The following is a 21592-nucleotide window of genomic DNA, read 5'->3' as shown; positions in this document are numbered from 1 at the left end:
CCCCCCAGGAGGCCGAACCCGCTGCCGAAGAGATCCTGCGCCTCGAGCAACGACAGCGTCAGCTCGAGGCCCGCCTGGGCGAGTTGCAGCACGAGCTACGCCGAGCCCAAACCCGCTACGAAGCCTTCCTCAAGGCCCAGGCCACCTATGAAGCCCGACTGGTCGCCTTCCGCCAGGTCCAGGAGCAGCAACAGCACCTGAAAGCCGAGCGGGCGCGCCTGGAGGAGACCCTGGCCCGGCTCGAGGCCCGGCGCCGGGAACTCGAGGCCCAGGAGCAGCGACTGCGGGCCGAGCTGGACCGCGTGGTCAAACAGGAGGGCAGCCTGGGCGCCGAGCTGCGGGCCAGCCGTTCGGAAGCCCAGCGCCTGGAGGCTTATCTGCAAGGCGGCACCGACCTGGCCGAGGGGCCACGCAAGGCCCGCAGTGCCGGGATCGAGGGGGTGCTGGGGGTGGTAGCCGATTTGCTGGAAGTGCCGCAGGGCCTCGAGCTGGCCCTGGAGATTGCCCTGGGGGGCCGCCTGCAATGGGTGCTTACCCGCGACGAGCAGGCGGCCAAGCAGGCGGTGGAATACCTCAAACGCGAGGGTGGGCGGGCCACCTTCCTCCCCCTGACCCTGCTCAAAGCCGACAGCCGCCCCCGCCGCGACTGGTCGCAGTTCCCCGGTGTGCGGGGTCTGGCCCGCGAGTTGGTGGGCTTTACCTACCCCGAGGCCCTGCCCACGCTGCTGGGGGAAACCCTGGTCCTGCAGAGCCTCGAGGCCGCCCTCGAGCTCGCCCGCCGTCACCGGGACCACCCCCGCCTGGTCACCCTTGAGGGCGAGTTGCTCGAGCCCAGCGGGGCCATCACCGGGGGCCGGGTGCAGCGGGGCGGGCAGATGCTCGCCCAGCGCCGCCGCCTGGCCGAGGTGCGGGCCGAAGCTGAGGGCCTGGCCCGGCAAGCCCAGGCCCTCTCGGTCCGCTCCGCCGAGTTACGGGAGCAGTTGCAGGGCCTGGCCCTGGGAGAAGTTCGCCAGCAGGAGGAGGCGGCCCGCGTCGAGTTGCGGGGGGTTCGACTAGCCCTCGAGCGCCTGGGCGACCCCCAGCCCCCCGAGGCTCCCGAGGCCGTAGCCCCCCCGGACACCCAAGCCCAGACCACCCTGGCGGGCGAGCTGGAGGGTCTGCGCCAGGAACTCACCCGCCTGCACGAGACCCAACGGGCCTGGACTCACCATCGCGAGCAGCTCAGGGCCTACCAGGAGGCCCAGCAGAACCGGCAGCACGCCAGCGCGCGCCTGCAGGCCATCGGCCTCGAACTCGCCGAGCTGGAGCAACGCTGCCAGGTGGCTGCCGGGCGGCTGGAAGCCCTGGAGCGCGAGGCCTCCAGGCTGGGGCTCGGGGCTCTCGAGGCCTCCGTGCAACAGGCCCGCCAGCGGCTGCGCGGCCTGGCCGAGGAAGAGAGCCGCTTGCTGGCCCGCACCAACGCGCTGCTGGGCGAACTCGAGCAGGCCCGCATCTCGCTGGCTCGCCGCGAGAGCACCCAGGAAGCCTTGCTGTTGGAGCTGGCCGAGCTGCCCGAAGGACCCGCCGAGGAAGGCAACCCACGCCTGCTGGCCCGCCGCCTGGCCGAGGCCGAGGCCGCCCTCGAAGCCCTGGGCGCCGTCAACCACCTGGCCGAGAGCGAGTACCAGGCCCTGGCCCAGGAGACCGAGCAGCTCGCCGCCGCCCTGGCGGAAGCCGAGGCGGGGGTGGCCAGGCTCGAGGCCGAGCTGCGCTTGGTCGAGGGCGAGTACCGCGAGCGCCTCCACGCCGCTTTCCACCGCTTCCGCGAGCGCTTCCACGAGTACGCCCAGGCCCTGCTGGGGGCCGAAGCCCGCGTTGAGCACGACCGCAGCGGGCTGCACCTGGTGCTCCAGCCCTCGGGCAAGCGCACCATCGACCTGGGTCTGCTCTCGATGGGCGAGCGCACCATGGGGGCACTGGCCTTCCTCTTCGCCCTCGCGGGTACTGCCGAGGAGGGGAGGGGCTTGCCCATCGCAGTCCTCGACGAGGTAGACGCCCCCCTCGACGAAGCCAACATCCTGCGCTTCACCGAGTTCCTGCGGCGCTTCAAGGGGGAGACCCAGTTCATCCTGGTCACTCACCAGAAGCGCACCATGGAGGCCTGTGACGCGCTCTACGGCGTCACCAGCGAGCGTGGCCTGAGCCGGGTCTACAGCATCCGCCGCGAGGATGCCCTAAGCTAGCCAATCCTCTCCCTCTAGGGCTGCCAGGGCCGCCTGCGGATCCTCCTCAGCGCCGCGGTGACGGGCGTAGCGCCGTTGAAAGCGGGGTAGGTCGAGCGTGAGGGTGTGTACGCGCTCGAGTAGCCAGCCCTTGAGCGGTCCGGCGGACAGCGCCGCGAGGTGCTTGAGGCAGACGAAGCCCTCACCCTGGCGCAGGGCCAGCCCGAGCGTTTCGGTGGGCAGCCCGCCCAGCACCCCCAGGTAGTGCCTGGCAGCGCTCTGCTGCACCTCACACGCCGGGCAGGGCCGCGGGGCGTCGGCGACCTCCAGAAGTTCGCCCAGCAGCGCCTCACTCAGCTGCGGCCCGGTCGTGCGCTGGGCCTCGAGCGCCACCAGCTTATGCCAATGGTGGCTACACAGCACCCCGGCGGCCAACCCCGTTTCCGCCGCGGTGGGGGCCGGAGAACCCTGCCAGCGTGCTAGTTGCTCGTCGAGGTAGCTCAGGGCGGCCTGGCGGGATAGGCTGCACACAGGGCAGCAGGGCTCGAGCAGCAGCTCCAGCAGTCGTTCGGCGTCGGTGGATGCCGCCGTCACGGTTTGATCCTCCAGAAGTCCGCCTGCCGTTCAGCCATCTTTCCTCACCCCCGCTTCGCTGGGTGCTGTTCGGGCGCGCTCGCGCCCCTCCTGTACCACGCGCCCTCCAACCAGCGCCTGCCGGGCCTGGCCACTGAGCAGCAGGAGGCCGTGCAGGATGGAGGCTGGCCGGGCCGGGCTGCCCGGCACGTAGACGTCCACCGGCAGCACCTTGTCCACCCCCCCGGCCACCTGGGGGCTCTCCGCGAAGACCTCGCCGCTGATGGCCTCGTTACCCACCGCCACCACCCCTTTGGGCTCCGGGGTGGCCTCATAGGTGCGCAGGAGGGCCTCCCGCATGTTCTGGCTCACCGGCCCGCTCACCAAGAGGGCGTCGGCGTGGCGGGGCGAGGCCACCACGGTGAAGCCAAAGCGGCTCATGTCGTGGAAGGGGTTGCCAGCCAGGGCCACCTCGGTATCATCCAGGCCGGTGTTGCCCGCGGAGACCTCGCGGAAGGCCAGGGTAGGCAGGTGAAGCTCGGCGCGGGTGGGTGGCGGGGGGCCTGGGTCCACGAAGCTTCCCGTGGCCAGGTCCACCCGCTGCACGAGGTCTTCCCGCCGGGCCACCGCCACCTCGAGGGTGCGCAGTTCGCCCACCGCCTGGGGATGGGCCCGGAAACAGCGCCCACAGAGGACGCACTTCGCCAGGTCCAGCCGGAACTCATCCCCTTCCTCGGCAAAGGCCGCACTGGGGCAAAGCTCCAGCAGTTCCCGCCTCACCGCTCGGGAGAGCCCCTCGGGCCGCAGCACGGGCCAGCCGGGGGCCCAGGCGGGCAGGGCGAAAAGCTTCTTTAAGCTTCGGGTCAGGAGGCCGGTGCGCAAGGTCTGCCAGAGGGAGTTCATAAGTCGCACCCCGCGTAGGAGAGGTCGAAGGACTTGTTGATGAGGGGGAAGTCGGGCAGGCCCATCCCTCGGACCGCGAGCTCGAGGGCCCGCCAGTTCTTGAAGCTGGGATCGACGATCTTGACCTGCTCTACCCGCCTCCCCCGCAGCCGCACCCAGTAGAAGAGCTCTCCCCGCCCAGCTTCCACCCGGCTGAAGGCCTTCCGGAGCTCACCCTCCTGGAGCGGCCAGACCCCGCCCGCTGACACCGCCCCCGTGGGCAGTTCGCTGAGGAAGCGGTCCAGATAGGCAAAGCCCTGCCGGACCTCCTCGATATAGACCTGAGCCCGGGCCAGCACGTCGCCCCCAGTGCGCGTCACCGGGGTGAAAGGCTGGTACAGCGCGTCGTCCTGGCGCAGGTCGCGCCCCAGCCCACAGGCCCGGGCCGCCGGGCCCACCAAGCCCAGCAAGCGGGCCTGGGCCTGGGTAATGGGGCCCACGTAGCGCAGGCGGTCGAGGACCATGGGGTGCTTGAGGGCTGCGAAGAGGTGGGCCTCGGCCTCGGCAGCCAGCTCGGAGAGCGCGCGCCGCACCTCGAGCTGGGTTTTTGGGTCCAGGTCGAAGCCCACGCCCCCCACGGTGAGGGCGTTGCGGCCATAGCGATGCCCGGTCAGGCGCTCGAGCTGGCCCTGGAGCAGGGCCCGCACCTTGCCCACCTGGGTAGCGGCGTAGGCGTAGCCGATGTCGGTGAAAAGCCCCGCGAGGTGGCCCAGGTGGCCGAAGAGACGCTCGAGCTCGAGGAGCACCCGTCGGAGCTGGCAGGCCCTGGGGGGCACCTCCACCCCCGAAGCAACCTCCACCGCCTGGCAGAAGGCCAGGGCGTGGGCCACGCTCTCCCCCCCTGCCCGCTCGGCCAGGAGCAGGGCCCGCTCGAGGCTGGCCCCCTGGAACAGCCGCTCCACCCCCCGGTGCTGATAGCCCAGGCGGAGTTCGAGGTGAATGATCCTTTCCCCCAGCACGCTGAAGCGGAAGTGGCCGGGCTCGATGATGCCCGCGTGCACCGGCCCCACCGGCACCTCGTGCAACCCTTCCACCCGCTCGAAGGGATAAGGGAGGTGGTGGTTGCGCAGGGGCTTGAGGGCAGGATAGCCCTCGGGGACGAGGCCATGCTCTTCCCACAGCTCCCGTTCGAACCAGTCCAGCGCCGGGAACTCCTCGGCTAGGCTGGGGAAGCTCTTGCGGGCTTCCACACGGAATTCCTGTGGGGGGGCCCCCTCGGACCCTTCGACCAGGTAGTGCAGGTGGGGTGCGTCGTACCAAAGCGCCACCAGCCGACCCGACCCGAGCACCTGCTTCAGAGTTTCCACGAGAGCACCTCCGCCAAACGCTCCACCACCCCTACCGGGGGGAAGAGGCCCAGGACCAGGGCCAGCACCACCAGCACGGCGGGCACCACCACCAACGTCCGGGCGCGAGGCGGCGCCCCGAGGCCCACCCCATGCCCCTCGCCGAAGACCATGCGGGAGAGGGGCCACAGCAGCCCGGCGAAAGCCCCCAGCAGCCCCAGCAGGTAGAGCCCCATCAGCAGAGGACTCGAGCGGAGGAGGGCCTGGAACTCAGTGTAGAAGAGCCCGAAGGGGGGCAGGCCGGCCAGGGTCAGCAGGGAGAGGACCAGGAGGCCGGCGGTGGCCGGCCAGACCTGGTGCACTGCTCCCACCCGGGCGATGAGCTTGCTCTGGTAGGTCAGGAGCAGGTTGCCTGCCGAGAGGAAGGCGGCGGTCTTGGCCAGGGAGTGGAACAGGGTGTGCAGCATGGCCAGCCAGGGAACCCCCAGGCCCAGGCCGTAGACCGCCAGCCCCATGTGCTCCATGCTGGAGTAGGCCAGCAGGCGCTTGTAATCCCTCTGGACAAAGAGGAAGAGGCCCGCGGCCAGGAGCGAAGCCAGCCCGAAGCCCTGCAAGAGTCCCGCGGCAAAATCGAACAGCCCTGCGCTGCCCAAGAGGGCGGCGTAGCGCAGGAGGGCATAGAAGGCCACGTTGAGGAGCGTCCCCGAGAGCAGGGCCGAGGCGGGGCTCGGGGCCTCGGAGTGGGCGTCGGGCAGCCAGGCGTGCAGAGGGAACAGGCCCACCTTGGTGCCAAAGCCCACCAGCAGAAAGGCGAAGGCCAGCTTCAGCTGGGCCGGGTCGGCTCCCCGGACCAGCGCCCGGGCCTCCTGCCAATCCAGGGTAGCCCCGCCCAGGAGGGCGTAGACCAGGATCACCCCGATGAGCCCCAGGGCGATGCCCACGCTGCCGAGCATCAGGTACTTCCAGGTGGCCTCGAGGGCCCGAGCCCCCCCTTTGTGATAGACCAGCAAGGCGGAGGCTAGGGTGCTGCCCTCCACGAAGATCCACAGCAGGCCCAGGTTGTGAGCCAAGTAGGCTCCGTGCATCGCAAAGAGAAAGAGGTTCCCCGCCGCATAGAAACGCCAGGATTCACGGTCCTTTCCCGCCTGGAAGTAGGCCCGGGCGTACAGAGCCACCAGCGCGAAGAGCAGATCGGTGAGCAGCAGATAGAACAGCCCCACCCCGTCGAGCCGCAGGGGTCCTGCGGCCTGGTTTTGGGCCAGGAGCGAGAGCCCCAAGGACAGCAGGGCTCCGGCGGCAGTGCTGGAGGCCAGACGTCCGGCCTCATGTTCGCGCAGGGCGTGGAGGGCGGGCAGGAGGGGAAGCAGCAACAGCAGGTAGAGCATGGTCATCCCTTTAGGTCGCGCATCCGCGCGGTATCAATGTGGTTGAAAGTGGTCCGGATGCGAAAGATCAGCACCCCGGCCAGCACGACGGCGGCGAAGGCGTCGAGGGCTACTCCCAGCTCGATGAAGAGCGGCAGGCCGTGGGTCTCGGCCAGAGCCAGCAGGAAGACCCCGTTCTCCAGGGCCAGAAAGCCCAGCACCTGGGTGATCGCCTTTTTGCGGCTCACCATGGAGAGCATTCCCAGCAAGATCAGGCCCAGTGCCACCGGCACGGCCTCGGGCAGCCGAGCCCCTTCCAGGACGAAGCTGCTCCCCACATGAAAACCCACCCCCACCAATACCCCGCCCAGGAGCAGGGATAGGGGAATGGAGAGATAGGATTCCACCTCGTGACTGACCCCCAGGCGCTCCAGCAGCCAGAAGAGGTAGCGGGGGATGAGCACCCCCTTGAGCAATAGCAGGGCCAGCCCGGCCAGCACGAAGTGCCGCTCCCCCTCGGCCAGCACGAAGGCCAGGAGCGCCAGGAGCACATTCTGCAGGGCGTAGAGCCGGATCAGCGCGTCGAGGCTCTTGCGGCCCACCATCAAGAATCCTGCGGCCAGGACGGCCAGCGCCAGGCTAGAGGCTAGATCCGAAAGCGTAACACCACCCCCAGTACGGCCAGGATGCCGCTCAGCGTGTTGTAGCTCATCAGGTCGGGAAGCCTTAAGTAGCGCAGCCTGACCCCATAGGTCTCCAGGTAGCCCAGCGCCAGCCAGGCCAGGAGGAGCACCGCGGGGAAGGACAGCGGCCCAAAGGGCAGGAGAAGGGCGATGAGGCCGGCATATACCAGGAGCTTCATCCCCGCCGAGAGTTCGTAGAGGGCGAGCAGAGGTCCGGAGTGATCGAGCAGCTGGGCTTCGTGGATCATAGTGAGCTCGAGGTGGGTGGTGGGGTCGTCCACCGGCAGGCGGGCCCCCTCGGCCAGCAGGGCCAGGGACAGCGCGACCAGCGCCAGGGTGTAGACCAGGGCGTTTTCCTGGGAGAGGGGGGTGAAGGCGGCCAGCGAGAGGCTTCCCGAAGCCAACCCCGCCGCCCCCAAGGCCAGCACGGTGCCTGGCTCGGCCAGCACCGACACCAGGCTCTCCCGATAGCTGCCCTGACCTCCGAAGGCGCTGCCGGTGTCCAGCGCGGCCAGGACCTGGAAGAAGCGGCCTAGGTTCAGTAGGTAGACCAGCACCAGGAAGTCCCCGGCGAAGGAAACCCCCGGCAGCACGGGCAGGAAGGCTGCAGCGAGCCCCACCCCGAGCAGGCTCGCCACAGGCGCGAGCAGGAAGAGGGGACTGCTCCCTTGGGGCCGAATCCAGGCCTTGCGCCAGAGCTTGAAGAGGTTCTTGTAGTCGTAGAAGGGATCCGGGCCCCGGCGGTTTTGCAGCCTGGCCTTGAGCCACTTGAGGCTGCCGGTGAAGAGCGGGGCCAGCAGGAGAAGCAGGAGGGCGCTCATCGCCAGACCACCCCCAAAACGAAGAGCAGGGCCAGGAATTGCAACAGCAGATAGAGGTGCAGGCTGCCGGACTGCAGGTGCTGCACCCTGTGGGCGAAGGCGGTGTAGCCCCGAGCCAGGCGGGCCTCGAGGGCCAAGAGCCAGTCGCTGACCTCGAGGCGCACCCTAGGGGGACTCAGCATCCCCTCCCGGGAGAGGTGGGCCTCGAGCTCGACGAAGGGGAAGAGCCGCAGGAGTTGCTCACTGTAGCCCAGGGCGTGGGGCTGCATCTCGGGGGTGAGGGCGGAGCCCATCAGGCCCGGCTGGTTGAAGCCGCAGTCCCAGGTGTCGTAGGCCCGCTGGGGCTTTCGGCTCAGCAGGTAGACCAGCCCGCCCCCCAGGCCCACGAGCGCCAGGAACAGGGGCAGCACTGGGTATAGAGGGGGCTCGAGTGGCCTCAGAAGAGCTGCGGGGAAGAGGGAGAGGCCGAGCAGCAACCCGGCCAGAACCCCCATGCCGAGTTGCCCGAAGATGCCCATCTCGTGGGCATCCCCTGCCTGGGGACTCCGCGGCTGACCCAGAAAGGTCAGGCCGAAGAGGCGCACGTAGGACACCGCCCCGAGCGCCCCCACCAGGGCCACCGCCCCGACCCCCAGCACCAGGAGGGAGTGCGCCCCGGTGCCTTGGGGGGCCGCCAGGAAGCCCTGGTACAAGTACCACTCGAAGAGAAAGCCCGCCAGGGGAGGCAGGCCGGCCGCAGTCAGCGCAGCCAGGAAACTCCAGGTCGCAGTGCGCGGTAGAAGCCGGTGCAGGCCGCCTAAACGGGAGAGTTCGCGCACGGGAAGTGTCCCTGAACCCAGAAACAGCAACCCCTTGAAGAGGGCGTGGGCCGCCTGGTGGAAGAAAAAGGCCAGCAGGAAGAGGGGGTTTGGCAGCAGAAAGTACGCCCCCAAGGCCGCCAGGAGCAGGTTGAGGTTCTCCACGCTGGAGTAGGCCAGCACCCCCTTGTAATCCTCCTCGGCCAGGCCGCGGGCCAGCGCGTAGACCGCCCCTGTCAGGCCCAGCCCCACCAGGAGCCAGCCCACCCACTGTGGGGGCGAGCCCACCCAATCCTGGGCGCGGTAAAGGCCGTAGAGCCCCAGCTTGACCATACCCCCCGAGAGCAGGGCCGAGAGCGGGCTCATAGCCACCGGGTGGGCCTTGGGCAGCCAGGCGTGCAGGGGAAACAGTGCTGCCTTGGTTCCGAAGCCCAGCACGAGCCCGGCCCAGACCAGGTGCCCGAGCCCTCCCACCAGCGGCTCTTTGCGGACCAGGAGGATCAAGGCCAAAAACAGCCCGGCCCCCGAGAGGCGGCTAGCCAGGAAGAAGGCCCGGCTGCCCACCAGCCCGTTGGGGCCTTCCAGGGCGATGAGGAGGTAACCCAGCAGGGCCATTCCCTCCCAGAGGAAGAGAAAGGTATAGCCCGGCGGGGAGAGGAGGACCCCCACCATGGCTGCGGCGAAGAGGGGGAGGAGGAAGGCCTCGAGGCGGGCGCGGTGGGGTTCGTGGTGGACCAGGTACTCCCGCAGATAGGGCCCCACCCCCAGGTACAAAGCCCCCAGCAAAGCCACATAGAAACCTGCACTGGCGTCTAGAGGGGTGCCCCAGGTGCCGGTAAGCCAGGCCCCAAGGCCCGCTAGCAAAAGCAGCAGCCCGCTGCCTCCCAGGCTCAGCGGCAGGAATCCGATGGCAGGGGGGCGCAGCAGGGCCAGAAGGCTCTGAAGCCCCAGAAGGATCAAGGCAGTCTCGATTAAAGGATTCATGACGGGGATGAGGTCTCCTGAAGCTCGGACAGAAGGTCACTTTGAGTTTTCAGCTGGCGCTCGAAGATCGCCCTTCCTAGATCGAGGAAGGTGTACACGTCGGGGTCGGCGGCGCGGTAGTGGACGCTGGTGCCCTCCTTGCGGGCCTCCACGAAGCCGCGCTGGCGCAGGATGCCGAGCTGCTGTGAGACGCTGGGCTGCTCGAGGCCCAGTTCCTCGGCCAGCCGACCCACGCTCTTCTCTCCCTCTCGCAGTGCGTCGAGGATGGCTAGGCGCACGGGGTGGCCCAGGGCTTTGAAGAACTCGGCCTTGAAGCGGTGTAGGGCGGACTCCATACACCCCGATTATATGCATTGGATGGTATATTGCAATATATGAATGTTTGGGAGTAGACTCGGGAGGTCATGAAGGTCAGCCATTACTACGACGTGTGCCGTGACGCGCAGGGGCAGCGCTACCTCGAGCCCGCCGTCAGCGGGGCTGTGCTGCTGGGTCTGCCCCTGCTCAACAAGGGCACCGCCTTCACCCGCGAGGAGCGCTGGATGCTGGGCCTGGAGGGCCTGCTGCCGCCCCATGTCACCACCCTGGAGGAGCAGAAGGAACGCAACTACCGTCGCTACCGGCTGATCGCGAGCGACCTGGAGAAGCACCTCTTCCTGCGCGAGTTGCAAGACCGCAACGAGGTGCTGTTCTACGCCCTGGTCACCGAGCACCTGGCGGAGATGTTGCCCATCCTCTACACCCCTACGGTAGGGGAGGCGGTGAGGCAGTTCTCCCGCACCTACCGCTACCCTCGAGGGTTCACGGCCTCGACGGCCAACATCGCGCAGGTACAGCAAGCCCTGCAGCACCTCCCGCTCAACGATGTGCGCCTGGCGGTGGCCACCGACTCCTCGGCCATCCTGGGCATCGGAGACCAGGGTGTGGGCGGTCTGGCCATCCCCATTGGCAAGCTCAACCTCTACACCGCCGCCGGGGGGCTGGGGCCAGACAAGGTGCTCCCGGTCCTGCTGGACGTGGGCACTGACCGCGAGGAACTGCTGGCCGACCCACTGTACCTGGGGGTGCACCACCGGCGGCTGGCGGGCGAGGAGTACTTCGCCTTCATGGACCGCTTCGTGGCCGCCTTCAAGCAGCGCTACCCCAACGCGGTGATGCAGTGGGAGGACTTCGGCAAGGACACGGCATTTGCGGTGCTCGAGCGTTACCGCGAGGTGCTGCCCTCCTTCAACGACGACATCCAGGGCACCGGAGCAGTAGCGCTGGCAGGGGTGCTCTCGGCCTGCCGCCTTAAGGGTGAGCGCCTGCACGACCAGCGGATCTTGGTCTTTGGGGCCGGCGCGGGGGGTATCGGAGTGGCCCAGGCCCTGTTGGAGGGGCTGCGGCGGGCGGGACTGAGCGAGAAAGAGGCCCTGTCACGCCTCTACGTGCTCGACTCCAAGGGTCTGCTGCTCAAGAACCGCCCGATGGAGGAGTACAAGCGGCGCTTCGCCCACAACCCCAAGGACCTCCAGGGCTGGACGGTGGCCGGCACCGTGCCCAACCTCTACGAGACCGTGGTGGGGGGTAGGGTCAGCGTGCTGCTGGGCCTGTCGGGCCAGGCCGAAGCCTTCAGCGAGCCAGTGGTCCAGGCCATGCTCAAGAACACTCCCCAGCCCGTCATCTTCCCCCTCTCCAACCCCACCAGCTCCTCCGAGGCCCTGCCCGAGGACCTGGTCCGCTGGAGCGAGGGCCGGGCACTGGTGGCCGCTGGGAGCCCCTTCCCGGCGGTGGAGTGGCAGGGGAGGAGCTACCCGGTAGGCCAGGGCAACAACGCTTTCATCTTCCCAGGGCTGGGCTTTGCGGCGGTGCTGGCCAAGGCCCGGGTCGTCTCAGAGGGGATGGTGCTGGAGGCGGCGCTGGCCCTGCACGACTACACCCGTCAGCACCACCCCCAGCGCATCTACCCTCCGGTGGAGGTGTTGCGCGAAGTCAGCCAGCAGGTGGCAGTACGGGTGATCCAGCAGGCCGTGCAGGAGGGGCTAGCTCGCGATGAGCGGGTGCTGAACAAGAACCCAGACCAGCTGCTGGCCTACGTGCGCGAGCGCTTCTGGCAGCCTGAGTACCTCCCGTTCCGGGTTTCATCCCCAGGTACCCCAAAAAGCTGTTGATCCAGCCTCCTGGCCAGGGTGGCCTACTGCCGCCCGCCGCCGGCGGCGGGCGGCGCACCCTTCAATCCCCCTCGTCGATACGATCCACGACCTCGAAGAGGCCCTCGAGGTCCATCTTGGCGTAGATGGCGCTGGTGTTGAGGTTGGTATGCCCCAGAAGCCTTGCCGTGGCGTGCAGGTCGCGGCTGGCCTTGTAGAAGCGAGTCCCGGCGGTGTGGCGCAGCATGTGGGCGCCCCGGTAGCGTTCGGGGAAGCCCAGGGCCCGGTAGTGCCCGTTGATGACCTCGCGCAGCATCCGGGCCGTCATGCCCCGGCCCCGGGCCTTGCGCCCACCCATGTTGACCAGCACCCGCGACTCGCCGGCTGCCGCGTAGGCCAGCCGTGTTCTGAGCCAGCGCTCGAGCTCGGCGCACAGCGAGGTGCTGATGGGCACGGTGCGCTGCTTGGAGCCCTTGCCGCGCTTGACCTCGAGCAGCCGCTCTGGCAGGTGGACATCGGACACCAGCAAGTGAACTACCTCACTTATGCGCAACCCGGCCTCGGCCATCAGCCGGACCGCCACACGGTCGCGCTGCAGCGAGGGCTCGGAGGGGTCGAGGTGGGCCAGCAGCTCCCTGTACAGCTTCGGTGGCAGTGCCGGACGTCGCTCGTAGGCCGGGGTCGGGTCTCGAGGCGCCGCCACACCCTGGGGCAACTGGGCGGCGCCGGCCCATTCCAGCGCCCGGTACAGCGCGCGCACGCTGGCCAGGTAGGTGGCGATGCTCGAGGGCTTGAGGGGCCGGTGCTCGAGGTGGCTGCCGTGGGTCTGCAAGTCAGCTACGTAATGGTCGAGGTCATCGGCGCTCAACTTGAGAAGCGGCACCTTTGGACCGGGCGAATCCGGCGGCCAAGCCCAGGCCAGGAAGTCCCGCACGCCAGCTTCGTAGGTCTCGAGGGTCCTGGGGCTCAGCGCGGCCCGCTTGCGGCCCTTCAAGATCAGGTAGGTCCTGAGCAGCTCGAGCAGCCCCGCCTCATCGCGCTCGTGGGCCGCCCGGATGGCCTCGAGGCGTCGCTTGGCCGGGTCGTGCCAGTTGGCCAGGGAAACCAGCTCCATTTTTCCAGCATAGCATATTTCCCTTAATTTACCTTAAGGGAAATATGGGCATTTCCGGGCCGATTCAGCCGGGTTCCCGGGCATGCTCGAGCGCACTCTGGATCAGCTCGGTGACGTGGTGGTCGCTCAGGCGGTAGTAGGCCATACGCCCTTCCTTGCGGAAGCTCACCAGCCGCTCCTCCCGCAGCAGGCGGAGCTGATGGCTCACCGCCGACTCGCTGATGCCCGTGAGGGCAGCCAGGTCGCACACGCACAGCTCGGTAGCGGCCAGGGCGGCCAGGATGCGCAGCCGGGTGGGGTCGGATACGGCCTTGAGCAGGCCGCTGGCCCGCTCTACGCAGGCCTCGTCGGGCACGGCCTGGCGGGCTTGCTCGAGGGCCTCGGGGTGGAGGCCCCGCTCCTCACAGGTGGCGGCGGCACGGTCAAGCGTGGACGTGGACGGCATAGGAACAACCTCATCATACGTTGATGTTCATGGGGTCTTTCGCCGACGGTTCACCTAAACCTCAGCAACCGCAGCGCATTGGCCGTGACCAGCACCGTGGCTCCCGTATCAGCCAGGATCGCCATCCAGAGGTTGGTGACGCCCAGCAAGGTGCTCAGCAGGAAAGCTGCTTTGAGGCCCAGGGCAATGGCGATGTTCGTGCGGATATTGAACACGGTGGCCCGCGAAAGCCGCACCAGCTCGGCCACGCCCCTCACCGAGCCATGCAGCAAGGCTGCGTCGGCGGTCTCGAGGGCCACGTCGGTTCCCGAACCCATGGCGATGCCCACGTCGGCCATAGCCAGGGCGGGCGCGTCGTTGATGCCGTCGCCCACCATGGCCACGCTACCCCTTTGTTTGAGCTCGGCGATATGGCGCAGCTTGTCCTGGGGTAAAAGTTCGGCCCGAACCTCTAGGCCCAGCTCGCCGGCCATGGCCTCTGCGGCGCGCCGGTTGTCCCCGGTGAGCATCACCCTGTGCAGGCCCAGCGCCTCGAGTTCACCCAGGGCCTGCCTGGCCTCGGCCCTGGCCTCGTCGCGGGTGGCGATCAGGCCCAGCGGAGTGGCCTCGCGCAGCAACAGCACCACGGTCTTGCCCTGCTGCTCGAGGCGCTCGATCAAACGCTGCAGGTCGTCGGGCAGGGGCGCGAGCTCGGCAGCGTAGCGCGGCGAGCCCACCGCGTAGGTCTGGCCTTCCAGCACCGCCGTGACCGCCTTACCCCCTACCGCCTTCTGGCCGCTCGAGGCCGGCACGCTCACTCCAGCCTCGGCGGCTCGCTCCAGGATGGCTTTGGCCAGCGGGTGCGAGGAGCCCCGCTCCACCGCCGCCGCCCTGGCCAGCAGCTCGGCTTCAGAGATACCCAGCCCGACCAGGTCGCTCACCCTGGGCCGACCCTGGGTGAGGGTCCCGGTTTTGTCGAAGGCGACGGTCCTCACCCTGCCGAGGGCCTCGAGCACCGCCCCACCCTTGATGAGCAGGCCGCGGCGCGCTCCGGCTGAGATGCCCGAGGTGATGGCGGCGGGCACCGAGATCAGCAGGGCGCAGGGGCAGCCGATGAGGAGCAGGGCCAGCCCCTTGTAGACCCACTCCTGCCAGGCCCCCGCGAAGAACAGCGGTGGAAGCGTGGCCACCAGCAGCGAGAGCAGCATCACGGCGGGCGTGTAGAAGCGACTGAAGCGATCGATAAAGCGCTGGGTGGGAGCCCTGGACCCCTGGGCTTTTTCCACCAGGTGGAGGATGCGGGCGATGGTGTTGTCGTGGGCTCCCCTCTCCACCCTGACCGTAAGCACCCCGTCGGTGTTGATGCTGCCGGTGAAGACCGCGTCGCCGGGGCCCTTGCTCACCGGGAGCGACTCACCGGTGAGGGGCGATTCGTCCAGGGCGGAGTGGCCGCTGAGGACGGTCCCATCGGCGGGAAGGCGGCTGCCCGGAGGGACCAGCACGACCTGGCCGATCCTCAAGCGCTCTATCGGAACCTCGAGGGTGTGGCCCGCTTCGTGGACGAGGAGCGCGGTCCGGGGGGTTATGGCGGCCAGGGCGCGGATGCCTGCCCTGGCCCGGCCCGCCGCCACACCTTCCAGCAGCTCGCCGAGCGCGAACAGGAACACCACCACGGCGGCCTCGGTCGCTTCGCCGATGAGGATGGCTCCCCCTGCTGCCACGCTCACCAGGGTGTTGATGCTGAAGGGGTTGCCCTTCCTGGCTGCCCGGTAGGCCTTGAGCGCAAAGGGCCCACCGCCGATGAGGGTGGCGGCCACGTAGCCCCACTGGGAGAGCTGGGGCTCGAGGTGGCCAAAGCCCCAGGCCAGCGCGAGCAGCGCAGCGCTGAGGAGCACCGCGCGGCCCTGGTGGGTGGCGTGCCAGGGTCTACCCTGGGCGTGCTCCTCGGCGTGGGAGTGGTGCTCGCGGAAGGCAGCCTCCACCGTCCGGGTACAGCCGGCGCAGCGCATCCCCTCGACACCGTGGGCCCGCCGCGCCCGGATGCGCTCGATCGCTCGAGAAAGCTCGGCCTGGGGGTCACGGGCGGCTTCCAGGCGCACCTCGGTGCCCTCAAGCCAGCCAGTCGTCACGCCCGGCAACTCGCGCAGGGCCCGCTCGAGCAACTCGCGACAGCTCGGGCAGTGCTCGGCGCTGGGGAGGATCTGCTGGAGGGGATAGGAGAAGGTCATGGGGTTCCTCATCTGAACAACTGCTCAACCGTAGTCTAGCAACATCTGAGCACTTATTCAACCGTTGCTCCCCCATCGGACTGACTTAACCTCTCTTTAAGCCAGCCCGACCGGGCTCTACAGCGACTCTTATACTTCGAGCTATGACGCCTGAAGTCGCAGCCCCTTTAGTGATCGCCTCAGCTGTGGTGATGGCGCTGCTCTTCGTCAGCTTCGTGGCCCCCAGGAGCTACCAGCGCAGGGCTTACGCCAGGGTCAGGGCGATCAGTCGGATGTCCAGGCTGGCACGGAAAAACAACACCGTGCTGCGCTACCACAACGGCCTGCCCTTCGTCATCACCTTTCACCGCCACGGCTATACCTACGTGCTCGAGGGTCGCCGGGTGAGCCGCGAGCGCCTGATCAAGGCGCTGGGAACCGGGGCCGAGGCTGTGGTGAGCAAGGTGGAGCAGGAAGAGGCCATGGCCGCGCCCAACCCCACCTTCATCACCCTGCCGGGCTGAAGGTGCCCTCTCCATAGCGCAAAACCTCCCGGGAACTGCCGGGAGGCCTCGTTTAATCAGGGCTCAGCGCTCGCGCGGGTCGAGCGCATCGCGCAGGGCATCGCCCAGCAGGTTCCACCCCAGGCCGAAGAGGATGATGGTGATGGCCGGGAAAAAGGACACGTACCAGTACTCCAGCCGGTTCTCCGCCGTTCCCTGAATCCAGGCGCGGGCGAAGCTGATGAGCTGCCCCCAGTCGGTGTAGCCCGGCGGCAAGCCGATGCCCAGGAAGGACAGGGCCGCCGCCGTCAGCGGGATGGCCCCCAGGTCGAGCACCGCGATGACGGTGATGGCGGTGAGGGAGTTGGGGATGACGTGGCGGAAGATGATGCGCCAGTCGCTGGCCCCCAGGGCCCTGGCTCCATCCACGAACTCCAGCGCGCGCGTCTTGAGTACCTCCCCGCGCATGATGCGGGCATAACCTGCCCAGCCCACCAGCACGAAGGCCAAGATGATGTAGCTCAGGCTCTTCCCCAACAAGGAGGTGATCACGATCACCAGGATCAGGCTGGGGAAAGCGAAGATCACGTCGATCAGGCGCTGGATGAGGTTGTCGATCCAGCCGCCGAAGTAGCCGGATACCGCCCCCAGGGTGATCCCGATGAGCAGTTGGAAGAACACCACGGTGACGGCCAGCTTCAGCGCGGTGCGCGTTCCCCAGACGATGCCGTACCACACGTCATAGCCGCTGCTGGTGCCGAAGAGGGGGCGCACCTCCCCGACCTCGGTCTGGATGGGCTTCAGGGGCGGCGAGGGGATCTGGCTGAAGTTGATGCGGGCGATCTGGTAGCAACTGGCGGGCGCGGCGAACATCAGTCGCCAGAAGCTGCTGCTGGTGGGGGTGATGGCCTCGGCGGTGGTGGCGGCGCCCACGTCGCGCAGGCAGTTGTTGCCCACGGGGGGCGGAGGCGCCAGCAGGGGGGCGAACAGGGCCACCAGCAAGAACATGCACACCAGGAAGAAGCCGAAGACCGCCAGGCGGTTGCGGCGGAAGCGCCGCATGACCCTCGAGTTCCAAAAGCCTTCGCGCTGTACGGCGCTTGGGGCGGCAGACACAGCGCTCATCAATCAAACCTCACTCTCGGATCGATCAGGGCGTAGATGATATCGACCGCCAGGTTGGCGAGCACCGTCAGGATTCCGCTCAGCAGGGCAAAACCCAGCAGGCCCGGCACGTCGAAGCGGGTGGCGGTCTCGGCCCCCCAGCTCCCGATGCCCGGCCAGGCGAAGATGGTTTCGGTGAACAGCGCCCCCGACAGCAGCCCCAGCACCACGAAGCCGCCGATGGTGGCCACGGGGATGAGCGCGTTGCGGCGGGCGTGCTTGAGGTTGACGGTGCGCTCGGGCAATCCCTTGGCCCGCGCGGTGCGCACGTAGTCCTGCGAGAGCACCTCGATGAGGCTCGAGCGCATGACCTTGATCATGCCCGCGGTGATCACGGTGGAAAGGGTGATCACCGGCAGGAACATGTGGTGCAACACGTCCCAGAACACCGCCCAGTTGCCCGCCAGCAGCGCGTCGATGCTGAGCATGCCGGTGACCCGCGGGATCGGGTTGATGATGAGGTTGACCTGGTTTTCGGGCGACACCTGGCCGGGGCCGGGCGCGAGGCCCAGCAGGCCGTAGAAGATCACCAGCAGGATGATGCCCAGCACGAAGGTGGGGATGTTGTTGGTGATCACCGTGAAGACCCGGGTGAACTGGTCGATGAAACGGTCCTTGTTGAGCCCGGCCCTCGTTCCCAGCCAGATGCCAAAGCCCAGGATGGGAAAGAGGGAAAAGAGGGTCAGCTCCACGGTGGCCGGGAAACGCTCGGCGATGGTCTCGAATACTGGCTGGTTGGAAGCCTTGGAAAAGCCCAGGTTCCCTCGCAGCACCTCACGCAGCCAGTTCCAGTATTGAACGTGGAAGGGCTGGTCGAGCCCCTTTTCCCGGATGATGGCCTCGAGGTTGCGCAACTGGTTTTCGTTGGTGACGAAGGCCGCCGCCCGCTCGGCTGGGGAGAGGGTCTGCAACAACCCCACGATGGCCAGCGAAAGGGCCAAAAGCACCAGCGGCAAAGCCATCAAACGACGAAGGATAAAAGCGGTCATCCAATGTTCCTCAGTCGAAAAAGTGGAAAAGTGGCCCCGCGCCAGCAGGACGCGGGGCCAGGAGGGTATTACAGACCAGCCTTGCTGAGGACCCTCCAGTAGTTGCCGGTGATGCCGGAGAACATGATGTTGAAGTTCTCCTCCAGGCCCTTCACCCGGTCCTGGTAGGCCACGAAGCCGATGCCTGCGGGCATCAGGATGTAGTAGGCCTGCTCGTAAGCCCGCTGCCCAACCTGGCTGTACAGCGCCTTGCGCTTGGCCGGGTCGATGGTTTGGCGGGCTTGGTCGAGCAGCTTGTCGAGCAGCGCGTCCTTGAAGTTGGCGCGGGGGTTGTAGAAGCCGTTGGAGTGGTAGAAGGTGTAGAGGAAGTTGTCCGGGTCGGCGTAGTCGGGAGCCCAGCCGATGAGGATCATGGCTTCCTTGCCCTCGCGGCTGGAGCGGAGGAACTCAGACCAGGGCTTGGGCTGGAGCTCGACCTTGAACTTGGGGTTGAGCTTCTCGATGTTGGTCTTGAGGATCTCCATCGCAGTCTGCGAGGGGACCGAGTTGGCGCGGTAGCTGGCCCGCAGCACGAAGCCATTTTGCCAGAGCTGGCCCCCGAAGGCCTTGCGGAAGAAGGCCGCGGCCTGCTTGGGGTCGTAGGTGTAGGTCTTGACCTTGGGGTCGTAGCCGAAGAAGCTGTCGGGCAGCAGCATGGTGCGCTTGGTGCCCTTACCCAGCTGCACTTCCTTGATGTAGCGGTCGTAGTCGAAGGAGTAGGAGAAGGCTTTGCGTACGTTGACGTCGGCGAAGAAGTTGGCCGGGATGCCCTTGCCATCCAGCTTGCCCGAGCCCAGGACCGCGGGGTCCTTGATGTTCTCGTTCATGAAGATGGCACTGGCGGAGTTGTTGGGAATGCCGTCGAAGATCTTGATGCCGGGCACGCCCTGCAGCTGGGAGAGAGCCGGGCGGCCACCGGTCTCCACGAAGTCAGCGTCGCCCTTCTTGAGGGCCTCGAGGCGGGTGGCCTGCTCGCCCACGATCTGCACGATGACGTTCTCGAGCTTGGGCTTGCCGCCCCAGTAGCCGTCGAAGGCCCGCAGCACGATGTTGGCCGAGTCGCGGCGCACGAGCTGGTAAGCGCCGGTGCCGCTGGGACGCTTGGAGAGGTTGGAGTCGTTGAGGTCCTTGCCCACCCACTGCTTCCAGGTGGCCTCGGTGCCGTCCCATTCACCGATGGAGATGGCGTGTTTCTTATCGACGATGGCCTGGCCGGTGTAGGCCAGCTTGACCAGCAGTGCAGGGTCGCGGGCCGGGAGGGTGAGCACGAGCTGGCCCTGGGCGTTGCACTTCACGGCGTTGGAGATCCGGGCCCAGGTCACGGCCTGGGGGTCGTCGGCGGCGTTGCCGGAGGTGCCCAGCAGGCTCTCGGCGATGAACCAGTTACCCGAGTCGTGGTTGTTGGTGACCAGGTTGCGGCGCAGGCTGTACTCGGCGTCGGCGCAGGTGAACTCGTTGCCGGAGTGGAACTTTACGCCCTTGCGCAGGGTAAAGGTGTAGGTCTTGCCGTCAGGCGAGATGTTCCAGGAAGTCGCCAGCAGGCCCTCGAGCTCGGACACGCTGCGGCCCTTGTAGGTCACCAGGGTTTCGTAGATGTTCTCGGCGATCTCGCCCGAAGCGGTGTCGTAGACCATGGCGGGGTCGAGGGTCGAGATGTCGGCGCTGGTCATGATCAGCAGGGTGTTGTTGGGCACCGCGGCCAACGCTGCTCCCGCAGCGAGGGCCAGGGCACCGGCCAGAAGGGTTTTTCGCATACGTGCCTCCATTTTTTAGGGGGATGGCGACGGGAATTGGTCGCTATCCGCTACACGAACACCTGGACCCCAGCAGGTCCGTTTGCATCTGGTATCCAGGCACGGGCTAAGCCTAACAGCAAGTTTGACTGAATGCAATTTCCACCGTTTGGTGGATGCTTGTTGGGATTGGCCCCACCAGGACGACAATTCCAGAATGAGGACCCGGCTTGAGCGGGACCTGGGCCAATCTTCAGCCCAGTCCCATCCAGAGCCGTCCAGCAAGGCCTGCTCGCGGTGCTAGAATGGCGCTCATGCTGACTTCGGTTCCCGGCACCAACGACATCTTCGCCCAGAGCAAGGAATACCCCTTCCGCGAGCCGGTCTTCCGCTACATCATTCAAACGGCTGAGCGGGTGCTGCGCTCGAGCGGGGCCCAGATGATCTACACCCCCATCTTCGAGTACGCCGAGGTGCTGCAGAAGGGGGTGGGGGTCACCTCGGACATCGTGGTCAAAAAGGAGATGTACACCCTCGAGGACCGGGGCGGACGGGTGCTGGGCCTGCGCCCCGAGCCCACCGCCTCGATCGTGCGGGCTTACAACCAGCACGGCATGAAGGTCTGGCCCCAGCCGGTGCGGCTGTTCACCTGGGGGCCCATGTTCCGCGCCGAGCGCCACCAGCGAGGACGCTACAAGCAGTTCCACCAGGTCGACTATGAAGCCCTGGGCTCCGCCGACCCCCTCGTAGACGCCGAAGCCATCGCGCTGATGGTGCAAATCTACCGGGAGCTGGGGCTGAAGGGCCTCGAGGTCAAGCTGGGCTCGGTGGGCGACCCGGAAGATCGGGTACGCTACAACGACTACCTGCGCGGGCTGTTCCGCCCCTATGCCCAAGCGCTCTCGGAGGACTCGAGGGTGCGGCTGGAGTCTAACCCCATGCGCATCCTCGACTCCAAAAGTGAGGCCGACCAGCGCATCGTGGCCGAGGTCGGGGTCAAGCCAATGCTGGAGTTTCTGGGCCCCGAGGCCAGGGCCTTCCACGAGCGGGTGGCGGGGTATCTCGAGAAGCTCGGGGTATCCTTCAGCATCGACCCCAGCATCGTGCGCGGGCTCGACTATTACGTGCGCACGGCCTGGGAAATCCACCACAGCCGCATCGGGGCCAAGTCGGCCCTGGGCGGCGGGGGCCGCTACGACGGGCTTTCGGAGATGCTGGGCGGGCCGAGGGTGCCGGGGGTGGGCTTTGGCATCGGCGTCGAGCGGGCAGCGCTGGCGCTGGAGGAGGAGCGGGTGCAGATCCCTGCCGATCCTGCGCCCGACCTCTACCTGGTGCCCCTCGACGAGGCAGCCTTGCTCGAGGCGTTGCAGATAGCCCAGGGGCTGCGGCCCCGCTTCCGGGTCGAGATGGCCTATGCCCCCAAGAACCCGCGCAAGGGGCTCGAGGAGGCGCTCAAGAAGGCGGCTCGTTTCGCGGCGTTTTTGGGTGAGGGCGAGCGGCAGCGGGGGGTGGTGACGCTGAAGAACCTGCACAGCGGCACACAGGTTGAGGTCTCCCCTGCTGAACTGGCTGGGCACCTGGCTTGAGGTGGGTCGGGGTCGTAGTAAGTGATTAGATTCACGATAAATCTCACTCGTGA

18 protein-coding genes are annotated in these 21592 nt (G+C 67.5%); 4 read left to right on the top strand and 14 right to left on the bottom strand.

Features of this window, described 5'->3' with window-relative positions; genetic code table 11:
• Positions 1-2222, top strand: a 2222-nt coding sequence (locus tag Mrose_RS04055; RefSeq protein WP_147371566.1) for a coiled-coil domain-containing protein, incomplete at its 5' end; no start/stop codon positions are given.
• Here the strand turns inward: Mrose_RS04055 and Mrose_RS04050 are convergent.
• Genes Mrose_RS04050 through Mrose_RS04015 form a run of 8 tightly spaced genes read right to left on the bottom strand, consistent with a single transcriptional unit; the run spans position 2214 to position 9986 of the window.
• Positions 2214-2795, bottom strand: a complete 582-nt coding sequence (locus tag Mrose_RS04050) for a hypothetical protein (protein ID WP_119276148.1) — start codon at positions 2793-2795, stop codon at positions 2214-2216. The genes Mrose_RS04055 and Mrose_RS04050 overlap by 9 nt on opposite strands.
• 30 nt (positions 2796-2825) lie before the next feature.
• A complete protein-coding gene (locus Mrose_RS04045) occupies positions 2826-3677 on the bottom strand; it encodes an NADH-quinone oxidoreductase subunit B family protein (RefSeq protein WP_119276147.1) in 852 nt (283 codons plus the stop codon).
• Positions 3674-5023 carry a hydrogenase large subunit gene (locus tag Mrose_RS04040; RefSeq protein ID WP_245969542.1) on the bottom strand — a complete coding sequence of 450 codons (1350 nt, stop codon included), beginning with the start codon at positions 5021-5023 and terminating at the stop codon, positions 3674-3676. Before Mrose_RS04040 ends, Mrose_RS04045 begins: the two co-directional genes overlap by 4 nt.
• Positions 5011-6393: a proton-conducting transporter transmembrane domain-containing protein gene (locus Mrose_RS04035; RefSeq protein ID WP_119276146.1), complete on the bottom strand. Its 1383-nt coding sequence runs from the start codon at positions 6391-6393 to the stop codon at positions 5011-5013. The genes Mrose_RS04040 and Mrose_RS04035 overlap by 13 nt, the downstream gene beginning before the upstream one ends.
• Positions 6390-6971 carry a hypothetical protein gene (locus tag Mrose_RS04030; RefSeq protein ID WP_119276145.1) on the bottom strand — a complete coding sequence of 194 codons (582 nt, stop codon included), beginning with the start codon at positions 6969-6971 and terminating at the stop codon, positions 6390-6392. Before Mrose_RS04030 ends, Mrose_RS04035 begins: the two co-directional genes overlap by 4 nt.
• A 41-nt stretch (positions 6972-7012) precedes the next feature.
• A complete protein-coding gene (locus Mrose_RS04025) occupies positions 7013-7870 on the bottom strand; it encodes a respiratory chain complex I subunit 1 family protein (RefSeq protein ID WP_119276144.1) in 858 nt (285 codons plus the stop codon).
• Entirely contained in the window at positions 7867-9651 is a 1785-nt protein-coding gene (locus tag Mrose_RS04020; protein WP_119276143.1) for a proton-conducting transporter transmembrane domain-containing protein, read from the bottom strand. Before Mrose_RS04020 ends, Mrose_RS04025 begins: the two co-directional genes overlap by 4 nt.
• Positions 9648-9986 carry an ArsR/SmtB family transcription factor gene (locus tag Mrose_RS04015; RefSeq protein ID WP_119276142.1) on the bottom strand — a complete coding sequence of 113 codons (339 nt, stop codon included), beginning with the start codon at positions 9984-9986 and terminating at the stop codon, positions 9648-9650. The genes Mrose_RS04020 and Mrose_RS04015 overlap by 4 nt, the downstream gene beginning before the upstream one ends.
• Before the next feature lie 69 nt (positions 9987-10055).
• On the opposite strand from Mrose_RS04015, the gene Mrose_RS04010 reads away from it, so the two are divergent.
• The gene (locus Mrose_RS04010; RefSeq protein ID WP_119276141.1) at positions 10056-11801 is read left to right on the top strand and encodes an NAD-dependent malic enzyme; all 1746 of its coding nucleotides are present in this window, start codon (positions 10056-10058) and stop codon (positions 11799-11801) included.
• A gap of 61 nt (positions 11802-11862) precedes the next feature.
• On the opposite strand, the gene Mrose_RS04005 is transcribed toward Mrose_RS04010, so the two are convergent.
• The 3 genes from Mrose_RS04005 to Mrose_RS03995 form a co-directional block, all read right to left on the bottom strand.
• Positions 11863-12894 (bottom strand): tyrosine-type recombinase/integrase, encoded by a 1032-nt coding sequence (locus Mrose_RS04005; protein WP_119276140.1) that lies wholly within the window; start codon positions 12892-12894, stop codon positions 11863-11865.
• Positions 12895-12958: 64 nt separating this feature from the next.
• Entirely contained in the window at positions 12959-13339 is a 381-nt protein-coding gene (locus Mrose_RS04000; protein WP_119276139.1) for an ArsR/SmtB family transcription factor, read from the bottom strand.
• Positions 13340-13389: 50 nt separating this feature from the next.
• Positions 13390-15546 carry a heavy metal translocating P-type ATPase gene (locus tag Mrose_RS03995; RefSeq protein WP_245969541.1) on the bottom strand — a complete coding sequence of 719 codons (2157 nt, stop codon included), beginning with the start codon at positions 15544-15546 and terminating at the stop codon, positions 13390-13392.
• A 143-nt stretch (positions 15547-15689) separates the two neighbouring features.
• On the opposite strand from Mrose_RS03995, the gene Mrose_RS03990 reads away from it, so the two are divergent.
• On the top strand, positions 15690-16049 hold the full coding sequence (locus tag Mrose_RS03990; protein ID WP_245969539.1) for a hypothetical protein: 360 nt from the start codon (positions 15690-15692) through the stop codon (positions 16047-16049).
• 63 nt (positions 16050-16112) lie between these two features.
• Here the strand turns inward: Mrose_RS03990 and Mrose_RS03985 are convergent, their stop codons facing one another.
• The 3 genes from Mrose_RS03985 to Mrose_RS03975 form a co-directional block, all read right to left on the bottom strand.
• The gene (locus Mrose_RS03985) at positions 16113-17153 is read right to left on the bottom strand and encodes an ABC transporter permease (RefSeq protein WP_119276136.1); all 1041 of its coding nucleotides are present in this window, start codon (positions 17151-17153) and stop codon (positions 16113-16115) included.
• The gene (locus tag Mrose_RS03980; protein ID WP_182482663.1) at positions 17153-18181 is read right to left on the bottom strand and encodes an ABC transporter permease; all 1029 of its coding nucleotides are present in this window, start codon (positions 18179-18181) and stop codon (positions 17153-17155) included. The genes Mrose_RS03985 and Mrose_RS03980 overlap by 1 nt, the downstream gene beginning before the upstream one ends.
• Before the next feature lie 68 nt (positions 18182-18249).
• Complete coding sequence (locus Mrose_RS03975; protein ID WP_119276134.1) at positions 18250-19974, bottom strand: ABC transporter substrate-binding protein; 1725 nt, start codon at positions 19972-19974, stop codon at positions 18250-18252.
• Positions 19975-20267: 293 nt separating this feature from the next.
• Between Mrose_RS03975 and hisS the strand changes: the two genes are divergently transcribed.
• The gene (gene hisS / locus Mrose_RS03970; RefSeq protein WP_119276133.1) at positions 20268-21539 is read left to right on the top strand and encodes a histidine--tRNA ligase; all 1272 of its coding nucleotides are present in this window, start codon (positions 20268-20270) and stop codon (positions 21537-21539) included.
• Positions 21540-21592 lie beyond the last annotated feature (53 nt).

The sequence above is a fragment of the Calidithermus roseus genome, assembly GCF_003574095.1.
In the GTDB taxonomy this organism is placed as follows: Bacteria; Deinococcota; Deinococci; order Deinococcales; family Thermaceae; genus Calidithermus; species Calidithermus roseus.
The sequence above is the reverse complement of the archived record's forward strand: the minus strand, read 5'-3'. Positions and strand labels throughout refer to the sequence as shown.